Raw genomic sequence first — 12,300 nt, 5'->3', positions numbered from 1 at the left:
AATAGTGAATCTCCGTCCCTTTTAACGTGACTAACGGAACAGTGGCAATGTCTCAAGATCTGAAAGAAGCAGCCCTTGAATATCACGCCAAGCCGCGGCCTGGTAAGCTGAGTGTTGAAATCACCAAGCCCACCAAAACCGCCCGCGATCTATCTCTGGCATACAGCCCCGGGGTCGCCGAGCCGGTCCGGGAGATCGCAAAGGACCCCGAAAACGCATACAAGTACACAGGTAAGGGTAACCTCGTTGCCGTTATCTCTGACGGTACCGCGATTCTCGGTTTGGGTAACCTTGGGCCGCTGGCGAGCAAGCCGGTGATGGAAGGCAAGGGCGTACTCTTCAAGCGCTTTGCCGGCATTGATGTATTTGACATCGAGGTGAACTCCGAAAGCCCGCAAGCCTTCATCGAGACCGTTGAGCGGATCGCTGACACGTTCGGCGGCATCAACCTCGAAGATATCAAGGCTCCTGAGTGTTTCGAGATTGAGCGTGCGCTCATAGAGAAGTGCAACGTTCCTGTTTTCCACGACGATCAGCACGGTACCGCCATCGTAACGGCTGCCGGCATGCTGAACGCACTCGAATTGGTGGGCAAGACGCCAGAGTCGGCAAAAGTGGTTTGCCTGGGTGCCGGTGCGGCCGCTATTGCCTGCATGAAGCTGCTGGTCAGCTGTGGCATCAGGTCTGAAAACATCTACATGCTGGACCGGAAAGGGGTGATTCATTCCGGACGGGATGATCTCAACCAGTACAAGGCGATGTTTGCCAATGAGACAGACAAGCGCACGCTGGATGATGCTATTGATGGCGCTGACGTCTTCCTCGGTCTCTCCGGCCCGGACCTGTTTCCGGTCGAGAGCCTGATGAAAATGGCGGCAAACCCGATTGTGTTTGCATGCTCCAATCCGGATCCCGAAATCAGCCCTGAGATAGCATTGGCGGCCCGTGACGATCTGATTATGGCGACTGGCCGGTCAGACTATCCGAACCAGGTCAACAACGTGCTGGGCTTTCCGTTCATCTTCCGTGGAGCTCTGGATGTCCGGGCCACAGCCATCAACGAAGAGATGAAGGTTGCTGCGGTTAACGCCATTCGCGAGTTGGCAAAAATGCCTGTGCCAGCGGAAATCTGCGAAGCCTACGGCGCAGCAAGCTTTGAGTTTGGCCGTGAGTACATTATCCCGAAACCGATGGATGTGCGTCTTCTTGAGGTCGTGCCTGCTGCGGTTGCCAAAGCGGCAGTAGATTCGGGCGTTGCACGTAATCCGTACCCCGCCCATTACCCGTTGAAGTCGATCGACGACATCAGGTAGGCGATAAGTGATACAAAAAAACCGGCCTTTTGGCCGGTTTTTTTTGTTCAGAAAATCTCCTGTGGAAGATTGCTGTCATCCCCCGGTGAGACGCTATTGCCATTATTATTCGCCTCGAGAACCGCAGGTGTATCTTCTTCACGGAACAGCTCGAAGACGGCATCAGTTTGCCCGGGTCGAGCGCGCTTGCCGCTTTTGGGGTCAATCCTTATGCTCACGATACCATTTGGCTGGGGCATGAAAGAGCGTGGCTCGTCATCCATGGCAACCTGCATGTAATCGAGCCACACGGGCAGTGCAGCGGTGGCGCCAAACTCAGAGCGTCCCAGTGGCGTCGGTTGGTCAAAGCCAACCCAGGCGATGGTTGCAAGATTGTAGTTAAAGCCGGCGAACCAGGTGTCTCTCTGTTCGTTGGTCGTCCCGGTTTTTCCGCCAATGTCATCTCGTCCCAGCGCCAGCGCCCCGCGGCCCGTGCCCCGTGTTATTACATCCCTGAGCATTGAGTGAAGTATATAGACAGCGCGTTCATCCGCGAGGCGCTTGGCAACCCGCACGGCAGGGAAGCCGGCGTCCGGAGTTGGTGAACTTGCGGCAAGCGTGTCGCACTCGCTGTCACACAGAACGACCGCCGGAGCCTCGTACAGGATGTCATCGTTGCTGTTCTGTATGGTCTGGATCAGATAAGGCTCCACATCGTAGCCACCATTAGCGATTACCGCAAAGCCACGGGCAACCTCCATCGGTGTCAGGTTGCCGCTGCCCAGAGCAAGAGACAGGTCTCGAGGCATGCCGTCGGTGCTGATCTGAAGCTGCTCGAGATAATCAATGGTGTTGTTTATTCCCACAGTCTGGAGCAGGCGTATCGAGACCAGGTTGCGCGAACGATACAGCGCTTCCCGGAGCCGGGTCGGGCCATAGAACTGACCGGAAGAGTTCTGGGGTCGCCAGGTTGTTTCCAGGTCGATATCGTCGAATACGATCGGAGCGTCGTTGAACAGGGTCGCTGGGGTTATGCCGCGCTCAAGAGCTGCGAGGTACAGGAACGGTTTGAACGTTGAGCCAGGCTGGCGTCGGGCCTGGGTCGCACGATTGTATTTGTTCTGGTTAAAGCTGTAGCCGCCCGTCAGGGCCTGAATGCCGCCGGTCTTGGCCTCCAGAGAAATCAGGGCGCCCTGTATCTCGGGAACCTGGGCCAGTGCAACCTTTTGTACCGGCACCACCGGAAGCGCACCATCATCGGCGTTCGGCGCTGTTACGTCGACGTTTTCTGCCGTTTGTTGACGTTTGACAAAGACCACGTCCCCCTTGGAGACAACGTCGGACGGGATTTTCGGTTCGGGGCCAAGAAGGTTTTCCGTTCGATGACGTTTGGCCCATGTCATGGTTTCGAATGCCATCGAAAGTTCGCCGAGGTGGCGGGAGAACAAGCGGACTTCGTTGTCCCGGATTTCGGTAACCACGGCAGGATACAATGATTCGACGCGCGGGTAGCTTGCCATGGCTTGGGTCAGATTATCGGATTCCAGGGCTTCGGCATCGAGCTTGCCGACAGGGCCCCGGAAACCGTGACGCTGGTCGTATGCTTCCAGCCCCTTGCGCAATGCGTCAGTGGCGGCCTGCTGCTTAACGCTGTTCACGGTCAGCGTCACTTTATAGCCATCGGTGTAGGCCGCTTCGCCATAACGGGCGACCAGCTCGGAGCGTGCCATTTCCGCTACGTAGTCTGCGTCTACCTCGGTGGAGGGGGCGTTATAGCTCGCCGTTACAGGTGCTTTAGTCGCCAGTTCGTAAGCGTCCGGTGTAATGTGTCCAAGGTCTCTCATGCGGCCAAGAACCCAGTTCCGGCGGACTGTCGCACGTTCCGGATTCGCGATCGGATTATAAGCGGAAGGCGCCTTGGGTAAGGTCGCCAGCATCGCCATCTGGGCCAACGACAATTCACTGACGCTTTTATCGTAGTAAACCCGCGCCGCGGACTCGATACCGTAAGCCCGGTTACCGAGATAAATCTTGTTCAGATAGAGTTCCAGAATCTGATTTTTCGGGAGTTCGCGTTCGATCTGAAGAGCCAGAAGTATCTCGTTGAACTTGCGAATGAAGGTCCGGTCACGTGACAAAAAGTAATTTTTTGCAACCTGCATTGTGATGGTACTGCCGCCGGATTGTATTTCTCCGGTGGTCACCAATTCGACGGCAGCCCGCATCAGGCCTCTGAAATCGACCCCGAAGTGCTCATAGAAACGGCTGTCTTCCGCGGCCAGAAAGGCATGTAACTGAATTGTAGGGATCTGTTCTATTGTGACGGGCGCCCTTCTCTTTTCACCGAATTCTGCTATTAATCTGTTGTCTGCGGTGTAGACCCTTAACGGAGTCTGCAACTGGATGTCTGTCAGTTGATCGACAGAGGGAAGACCCGGCCTCAGATAGAGATAAAAACTGGAGGCCACGATTATGGCGAGACTTAAACCAGTCAGGAAGAACCAGGCAAAGATGCGAGATGTGCGGAAGAGTCGGGACATTTTTCTGACAACTGTTGGATATAGGTCTATCATTTGAGAAATTGCTTTAGGAAAGACGAATAAGTTTCGTCAATACAATGACTCTCAAAATAACGAGCTGGCATTGTAGACTTAAAGCAGAAAAAATTCTCTTAAAAAAAAATACATAACCGGGTGCATGTAACCAGGTATGGGGTGAGCGCGTGTTCGGATTGTTCGGTAAAAAATCGAATGCAGTTCTGGGTGTGGATGTCAGCTCCAGCTCGATAAAACTGTTAGAGCTCTCGAAACAGGGCGATCGCTACAGGGTAGAAAGCTACGCGGTGGAACCACTGCCAGCGAACGCTGTAGTTGAGAAAAACATAACGGACGTTGAGGCTGTCGGTGAAGCGTTGAAGCGTGTTGCCGGTAAAGCCCGAACGGGCGTCAAGCATGCTGCTGTGGCAGTGTCTGGCTCCGCTGTTATTACCAAGCTGATACAAATGAATTCGGGTCTCAACGAATTCGAGATGGAGGATCAGATCACTCTGGAAGCTGATCAATACATTCCCTATCCCCTTGACGAAGTTGCTATCGACTTTGAGGTCCAGGGTCCCTCCGAATCCAATCCTGATCAGGTCGACGTGTTGCTGGCTGCCTGCCGCAAAGAGAACGTCGATATCCGTGAAGATGCGCTCAGTATTGCATCGCTCACCGCAAAAATTGTGGATGTGGAGGCCTATGCGCTTGAGCGGGCCTATTCGCTGATCGAACCGCAGCTTGAATCCCAGGGCGAAGAACTCGTGGTTGCCATTGTGGATGTCGGGGCGACCATGACAACGCTGAGTGTGCTTGCCGAAGGCAAAACGGTGTACACCCGTGAGCAGATCTTCGGCGGCAAACAGTTGACGGAAGAGATCCAGCGTCGCTATGGCCTCTCGGTTGAAGAGGCAGGCCTGGCCAAAAAACAAGGCGGGCTGCCGGATGACTATGAATCCGAGGTGCTGGGGCCGTTCCGTGAAGCGGTCGTGCAACAGGTTGCCCGGGCTCTGCAGTTTTTCTTCGGCGCCAGCCAGTACAACTCTGTGGATTACGTGATCCTCGCAGGCGGTACCGCCTCTATTCAGGGCCTTACCGAGATGGTGGCAGACAAGACCGGAACCCATACGCTGGTCGCAAACCCGTTTGCGGATATGGCTGTTGGCTCTCGCGTTAATGCATCTGCATTGGGCAACGACGCACCGTCGCTGATGATTGCCTGTGGTTTGGCGATGAGGAGCTTTGACTGATGGCTAATATTAACCTCAGGCCCTGGCGTGAAGAGCTCAGGGCGGAAAAACAGCAACAGTTCATCGTCATGCTTGTTGGTGCCGCAGTGGTGGCAGCGGGCCTCGCTTTCCTTTGGAAGTCTGATCTGGACGGCCAGATAGAGTATCAGCAATCCCGTAATGCTTATGTCCAGACAGCGATGAAAGAGCTGGATAGCCAGATCAAGGAAATTGAAAATCTGCGACGTCAGCGGGACGAATTGCTGGCGCGGATGCGCGTTATCCAGGATCTGCAGGGCAAGCGTCCTGTCATCGTCCGGGTATTTGATGAGTTGGTGCAGACGTTGCCAGACGGGCTGTTCTACAGCGACCTCAAAAAGGTTAATGAGCGCATCGACATCACTGGTATGGCCGAGTCTAACAGCCGGATTTCAACACTCATGAGACGCTTTGACAATTCAGACTGGTTCAATGACCCGAACCTCTCCAATGTTTCTGCAGCGGATAATCGGCGGGCTGGATATAGCCAGTTCAACCTGTCGGTTACTCAGCGAACTCCGGGTGTCGAAGAGGAGACCAAGCAATGAGCCTCGCGGATTCGATGAAAAGCCTGAATGAGTTCGATATCAATGATCTCGACGTTAATAACGCAGGCATATGGCCAGCACCGATAAAAGCCATTGTGGTACTGATAGTCTTTGGCCTGATTCTTGGAGGCGGCTATTGGTTCTTTATTAAAGACCAGTATGTGCGGCTGGCCGGAGTTGAAAAGACCGAAATGGAGCTGAGGGAACAATACGAGCAGAAGGCCTACAAGGTTGCCAACCTGGAAGTATTCAAAACCCAGATGGTTGAAATGGAGGAAACTTTCGGGGCCCTGGTGAAACAGTTGCCGAGCGATACTGAAGTTCCAGGCTTGCTTGAAGACATCACCAACACAGCGGTCGGGAGCGGGCTGGAACTCCGGGAGATAAAACTTCAGTCAGAGCAACGCCGTGACTTTTATGTCGAGCTTCCTATCAATATCCAGGTTTCTGGCACCTATCACGAGTTGGCATCGTTCGTCAGCAGTGTGGCCAGTCTTCCGCGTATCGTGACTCTGCACGATTTTACGATCAAACCAAAAAGTGGTGAAAGTGACGGGCTGGATATGCAAGTTCTGGCCCGCACCTACCGCTACCGGGCGGGAGAATGACCATGACAAAACTGCATTCGGGAAGAGCCTGGTTGAGCTTCTGTCTGGTGTCACTGTTGGCAGGTTGTTCCCAGGGCAACGGCTTTGCGGATCTCGACAGGTTTATGGAAGAAACCCGATCCAAGCCCCGGGGGTTTGTTGAGCCCCTGCCGGAGTTCAACGCCTATGAAGCCTTTACCTATGCCTCAGCCGACCGGAGAGCACCCTTCGAGCCCCCGGTAGATGTCCAGCTGACCATGGTGGATGAGCAACCCCAGAGCAATGTTGAACCGGACCTCGATCGACCCAGGGAGGTGCTGGAAAACTATGCGCTCACCGAGTTGGAGATGGTTGGTACCTTGGGTGGCAGCATTGGGAGTCCTTTCGCGCTCGTTTCCGATAATGAAGGCGGCGTGCATCGGGTGCGAACCGGAAATTATATGGGGCAGAATTACGGGCGCATCATTGGTGTCAGTGATTCGCGTGTCGAGTTGATAGAAATAGTACCCAATGGCCGGGGAGGCTGGGTAGAGCGCCCCCGATCCCTTTCACTGATTGAGGGATAGGGAGCGGCATGATGACAACTGAAAGAAAAACACACGAACGATACAGTTTGGGGTCGAGGCTAGCGATGTTCAAAAAATTTACCGTATACGTCAGCATGGTTGCTCTTGGGATGATGTCCTGTCTGGCCAATGCGGTCACCCTTCAGGATGTATCCTTCTCTTCACTACCGGGTGACCGGACCCAGGTAACGCTGAGCTTTGACGGTCAGCCGCCAGAGCCCACCGGATACACCATTGAAAGACCTGCTCGCATTGCAGTCGATCTCAGTGATACCCGGAGCGGGCTTGAAAGCCGCAACATCTCTCTGGGCTCAGGTAACGCCCAGAGCATGACGGTGGTTCAAACCAAGGACCGGACCCGATTGATATTCAACCTGGTAGAACTGGCGCCTTACCAGACCTCACGATCCGGTAATTCGTTGGTGATCACCATCGGCGCCAGCGAGGGAGGCAGTGCTGTCATGGCACAGTCTGAATCCAGCTCGAGTCAGCCGGCGACCTCATCCCGGAGTCGTGCTGAATTCGGTGTGACGGGTGTTGATTTCCGGCGTGGCCAGAATGGCGAGGGTCGCGTTATTGTCTCACTCGGAGACAGCAAAACGCCGGTTGACCTCACGGAATCCGGCGGGCGTATCCGCCTGGTGCTTGAAGGTGCGGAGGTTCCGGCTGATTTGCGTCGCCGGCTGGATGTCACGGACTTTGCCACTCCGGTTACTCGCGTGGACACTTACATGGAGGGCAATAACGCCGTCATCGAGATCCGTCCCGAAGGCAGCTATGACTACATTGCTTACCAGGCAGACAAGGTCTTCACCGTCAGTGTCGAGCCTCTCACCGAGGAGGAGGCAGAGCTTCGCCGTGAGGACAAATTCCCTTACACCGGCGACAAGCTGTCCCTCAATTTTCAGGATATCGAAGTGCGTTCGGTTCTGCAGCTGATTGCTGATTTTACCGGGCTCAACCTTGTTGCCAGCGACACCGTCAGTGGCAGCATTACACTTCGCCTCCAGAACGTGCCATGGGATCAGGCCCTGGATCTTATTCTTAAAACCAAAGGCCTCGATAAGCGGCAGATCGGCAATGTGCTTCTGGTCGCACCCGCTGACGAAATTGCAGCCCGAGAGCGTCTGGAGCTTGAAACCACCAAGCAGATTGCCGAGCTGGCGCCGGTACGGTTGGATATCATTCAGGTTAACTACGCCAAGGCGGCGGATATCGTTGCCTTGATCCAGGCTGATGAAGAGCTGATCTCTGATCGCGGCTTCGTCTCTTCTGACGCGCGGACAAACACCATCAGCGTGAGGGAGTCGACAGACAAGCTTGAGCAGATCCGTCGTCTGGTCACGACCTGGGACGTGCCGGTTCGTCAGGTGCTGATTGAAGCACGGCTGGTTCGGGCGCAAACGGATCTGGCCGAGGAGTTGGGTGTTCAGTGGGGCGCTGCCGGCCGGTCAAATGTGAACAGTGGTGAGAATAACTTCGGGTTTGGCGGTGCTATCGGTCAGGGCCAGTTTGGCAGCCCTGTTAACCTGGGTGGCCTGAATGTGGATCTCGGGGTGAGCCGGGCAAACAGCTCCTCGGTATCCTTCGGCTATATCGGGTCTGATTTCCTGGTGGATCTGGAGTTGTCCGCTTTCGAGAGCGACGGGCAGGCAGAAATCGTGGCTCAGCCCAAGGTTGTGACGGCTGACCGTCAAACCGCAAGAATCCAGTCCGGTGAGGAAATTCCCTATCAGGAAGCCTCGTCCAGCGGTGCTACCTCGGTGTCTTTCAAGGAAGCAGTGCTGTCGCTGGAAGTGACGCCACAAATCACCCCTGACGACAAGATCATTATGGACTTGACGGTCAACCAGAATTCCCGTGGTGAAGTCACCAATGGTATTCCGAGTATCAACACCAACGAAGTGACCACGCAGGTGCTGGTACGCAACGGTGAGACCGTCGTTCTTGGCGGTATTTTCCAGTCAGAGACATCAACCACCGTGACCAAGACCCCCTTCCTGGGAGATATTCCCTATCTCGGGCGGTTGTTTACCCGGAAGTCATCGATCGATGAACGCAGTGAGTTGCTGATCTTCATCACCCCGAAAATCCTCAAGGGTGACTTGGTAAACTAGGCAAGTCGAGTTCAAAGCGCCGCCCTGTTCCGGGCGGCTTTTTTTTGCCTGAAAAACCTGCAAATCTTATGGAATCTCAGTGCCTATGCTATTCTCACCCGCCACGATGTAGAAGAGCGAATGTCATGACGTTGCCAAAACGTGTAGTGCTCGTTGGACCCATGGGGGCTGGTAAAAGCACCATTGGCAGGCTGTTGGCCAGAGAGCTGGGCTATCGTTTTGTTGATACCGATCGACTGATAGAGGAGCGCTGCGGCGCCAACATTCCGTGGATTTTCGATGTTGAGGGCGAGGCCGGATTTCGCCAGCGCGAGTCCGCCATGTTGTCCGAGTTAACGGAGCGGGATGGCATTGTCCTGGCAACGGGTGGTGGGGCTGTCACGCAAGCGGTGAACCATGTCAGGCTGAAGCAGGATGCCCTGGTTATCTATCTGAAAACATCGGTGGAGCAACAGGTCGAAAGAACCCGTCGGGATCGCAACCGCCCGCTGCTGCAGAACGATGATCCGGAAGCGGTGCTTCGGCGTTTGTTTTCGGAAAGAGACCCGCTGTATACCAAGCTTGCCGATATCATCATGTTTACAGATAAAAAGAGCCCGAGGCTGGTGGTCCGGCAGCTGATCAACCGCATGCAGCCCAAAACACCAAGGCAGAAAAGGCAGGTCAGAAAAGAGGGTCCCAAGCATGTCTGATTCGGTACGAGAGTTGAGTGTAAATCTGGGTGATCGAAGCTACCCGATCCTGATTGGTCGAGGTTTGCTCGGGATGACTGATCTGTCGCCGTATGTTCGTGGCGAACGAGTAATGATTGTTACCAGCACCGTGGTTGCGCCTCTGTATCTTGACCGGGCGATCCGTTGCTTCCCGGGAAAAACCGTCGACTCGGTAATACTGCCGGATGGCGAACAACATAAAGACTGGCAAACCCTGAACCGCATATTTGATGCCTTGCTTGAGCAGCGCCATTCCCGCCACACCACGATCGTCGCGCTTGGCGGTGGTGTGGTGGGTGACATGGCCGGGTTTGCAGCAGCCACTTATCAGCGGGGCGTCCGGTTTATCCAGATTCCCACCACGTTATTGTCCCAGGTCGACTCGTCGGTCGGTGGCAAAACCGGTATCAATCACCCGCTGGGAAAGAACATGGTGGGTGCCTTTCATCAACCCCAGGTTGTACTGATTGACACGGGCACACTCTCAACGTTGCCCCCGCGAGAAATACCAGCGGGACTGGCCGAGGTGATCAAGTACGGTCTGATCCGTGATCTGCCGTTTCTGGAGTGGCTCGAGAACAACATTGAGGCGCTGACCGCACTCGAAACGGAAGCTCTCTCTGAGGCCATCTTTCGGTCTTGTGCCTGCAAGGCAGAGGTGGTGGCTATTGATGAACACGAGGGCGGGCTGCGGGCTATCCTTAATCTCGGACATACCTTTGGTCATGCCATTGAGACCTTTGCCGGTTACGGTCACTGGTTGCACGGTGAAGCGGTAGGCGCCGGAATGGTGATGGCCGCAGATTTGTCGCATCGGCTGGGCATGATCAGTCAGGAGGCGCTGGATCGGGTGAGGGATTTGATTGAGCGAGCTGGCTTGCCAGACAGGGCCCCCAGGGGGATGCGCCCGGATGATTTTCTGGAGCGCATGGCCGTTGACAAGAAAAATGTCGATGGGAACCTGCGACTGGTTCTGTTGAGTGCGCCAGGAGAAGCCGTTATAACATCCGATTTCGAACATGCGCGGCTTATGGATACCCTGAATGCGTTTTGTGACGAAGCCTGACCTCCCGGATTTTAAAGACGCGACAGTTTCAAAGGGGCAATCATGTCCGACGAAGGAATGACAGGACTTGATACCGGCGGGCTGTTTGCAAGATTGCAGCAACGTTATAGTCTCAGGGCAGACCCGCTGGCGATGGAAACGCCTTTTTTCCCGGACGCTCAGCGGCAACATGCTCTGGAAACCTTGCGCCATCTTTGCGGTTTCGGTGACCTGGCGTTGTTGGTTACCGGGGCCAGGGGTGCCGGGAAAACCCGAATTCTTGAGGAGCTGGTGCGGAGCGAGTCGGCCAGGTTGGAGTTTGTTCGGCTCCACTCGGGCAGTCTGACGAGTATCCAGGCGCTCGCCAAAGCTCTGCTGGCAGCTGCGCACCGTAGTTTGTTGTCCACCGAAGCATCGGCCGATGCAATTTTCGGATTTTTCCGTTGGAGTGAGACGGCCACCCGCAAAGGCCGGCGGCTGGTTTTGCTGCTGGACGACACGGATCAGGTAGCACCGGAGGTGATTCGGGTGCTGCTGTCAGCACACGCCGCGTCAGATACCTCGAGCTCCGCGGTGCCATTGCTCAGCGGATCGGACCAGCTTGTTCAAAGCCTGGGGCTGGCGGGTAGCGGCGGCGACCTGGCGGGAGGGCATCAGATTCACTTGCGCCCTCTGACCCGCGATGAAGTTTCAGACTATCTTGAGCCCAGGGTCCACGCCGCTGGGGGGAAAACCAGTGAGTTATTGTCCGATCATTTTCTTGAGCGTATTCACGAACTCAGTCGGGGCAGCCTGGGTGGAATCAGGCGCGTCACTCCAGCAATATGGCTGGATCTCGCAGCCGCACCCGTAAACTCGGGGAGCAACAGCCGAAGGCTTGCGGGTCTGCGATGGCCGGCGCTGGCCGTATTGCTGCTTGGTTTATCCTGGTGGCTTGTATCGCAACAATATGACTCTATGATTGCTGACGAGTTGATAGCGCAACCTGAGCCGGAACCGGAGCGGGCGCGGGCCATCATTACCCTGGGGCCGGATAGTCCGGAGCTGCCAAAGCTGGAAAAGGATCCTGATGGGTCCGCTGGACTTGAAGAAAGTGCGAGTACGGCGGCTGCCGCCGCCAGCGGTCAGGTATTTGAGCCTGATTCGGAATTAAAGGTAGACACTGCGCCTGCTGTCGGATCAACATCAGAGCCAGAGCCAGAGCCAGAGCCAGAGCCAGAGCCAGAGCCAGAGCCAGAGCCAGAGCCAGAGCCAGAGCCAGAGCCAGAGCCAGAGCCAGAGCCAGACGCTGAAGGGCAGGTCGCGTTTCAGCCCGAAAATCCTGCCCGGTATGTGGCCGTCGAGGAGCTCCGGCGGCAGGCGGGTTCGACCGCGCAATACATTGCGGGTTACAACGAATCAACGGCGCTTCGCTTTCTGGCGCAACACAGCAATACGCCTGGCTTGCGCTACACTCGAAGCGAAAGGGCGGGTCGTGACTGGTTTGTGGTATTCTACGGAAACTACACCGACCCCGAATCAGCCCGCGCAGCCGTGAAGTCACTGGCCGGTCCTTTGGGCAGCCAGGATATCTGGGTTCGCCCACTCAGCAATATGTAATACGACTTGCCTCTTCAGAACGCGAAGG

The 12,300-nt window shown here is 55.5% G+C and carries 10 protein-coding genes; 9 read left to right on the top strand and 1 reads right to left on the bottom strand.

What is annotated here, in order from left to right; translation table 11 throughout:
- Nucleotides 1–47 precede the first annotated feature (47 nt).
- The gene (locus F6Y09_RS18180) at nt 48–1,313 is read left to right on the top strand and encodes a malic enzyme-like NAD(P)-binding protein (protein ID WP_152208378.1); all 1,266 of its coding nucleotides are present in this window, start codon (nt 48–50) and stop codon (nt 1,311–1,313) included.
- A 47-nt stretch (nt 1,314–1,360) separates the two neighbouring features.
- On the opposite strand, the gene F6Y09_RS18175 is transcribed toward F6Y09_RS18180, so the two are convergent.
- The gene (locus tag F6Y09_RS18175) at nt 1,361–3,832 is read right to left on the bottom strand and encodes a penicillin-binding protein 1A (protein ID WP_152208377.1); all 2,472 of its coding nucleotides are present in this window, start codon (nt 3,830–3,832) and stop codon (nt 1,361–1,363) included.
- A gap of 182 nt (nt 3,833–4,014) precedes the next feature.
- Between F6Y09_RS18175 and F6Y09_RS18170 the strand changes: the two genes are divergently transcribed.
- From F6Y09_RS18170 to F6Y09_RS18135, 8 genes are all read left to right on the top strand, one after another.
- Nucleotides 4,015–5,079, top strand: a complete 1,065-nt coding sequence (locus tag F6Y09_RS18170; protein WP_152208376.1) for a pilus assembly protein PilM — start codon at nt 4,015–4,017, stop codon at nt 5,077–5,079.
- Entirely contained in the window at nt 5,079–5,645 is a 567-nt protein-coding gene (locus F6Y09_RS18165) for a PilN domain-containing protein (RefSeq protein WP_152208375.1), read from the top strand. Before F6Y09_RS18170 ends, F6Y09_RS18165 begins: the two co-directional genes overlap by 1 nt.
- A complete protein-coding gene (locus tag F6Y09_RS18160) occupies nt 5,642–6,253 on the top strand; it encodes a type IV pilus inner membrane component PilO (protein ID WP_152208374.1) in 612 nt (203 codons plus the stop codon). Before F6Y09_RS18165 ends, F6Y09_RS18160 begins: the two co-directional genes overlap by 4 nt.
- Before the next feature lie 2 nt (nt 6,254–6,255).
- Nucleotides 6,256–6,798 carry a pilus assembly protein PilP gene (locus F6Y09_RS18155; RefSeq protein ID WP_152208373.1) on the top strand — a complete coding sequence of 181 codons (543 nt, stop codon included), beginning with the start codon at nt 6,256–6,258 and terminating at the stop codon, nt 6,796–6,798.
- A 65-nt stretch (nt 6,799–6,863) separates the two neighbouring features.
- Entirely contained in the window at nt 6,864–8,915 is a 2,052-nt protein-coding gene (locus F6Y09_RS18150) for a type IV pilus secretin PilQ (RefSeq protein WP_152208372.1), read from the top strand.
- A 125-nt stretch (nt 8,916–9,040) separates the two neighbouring features.
- Nucleotides 9,041–9,607, top strand: coding sequence for a shikimate kinase AroK (gene aroK / locus F6Y09_RS18145; RefSeq protein WP_152208371.1), 567 nt, complete (start codon nt 9,041–9,043; stop codon nt 9,605–9,607).
- Nucleotides 9,600–10,694, top strand: a complete 1,095-nt coding sequence (aroB, locus tag F6Y09_RS18140) for a 3-dehydroquinate synthase (RefSeq protein WP_152208370.1) — start codon at nt 9,600–9,602, stop codon at nt 10,692–10,694. Before aroK ends, aroB begins: the two co-directional genes overlap by 8 nt.
- 42 nt (nt 10,695–10,736) lie before the next feature.
- Nucleotides 10,737–12,272, top strand: coding sequence for an AAA family ATPase (locus tag F6Y09_RS18135; protein WP_152208369.1), 1,536 nt, complete (start codon nt 10,737–10,739; stop codon nt 12,270–12,272).
- Nucleotides 12,273–12,300 lie beyond the last annotated feature (28 nt).

This window comes from Marinobacter changyiensis, from assembly GCF_009193265.1.
Classification (GTDB): Bacteria; Pseudomonadota; Gammaproteobacteria; order Pseudomonadales; family Oleiphilaceae; genus Marinobacter; species Marinobacter changyiensis.
Note: the sequence above shows the minus strand (reverse complement) of the source record. Positions and strands in the feature narration are given on the sequence as shown.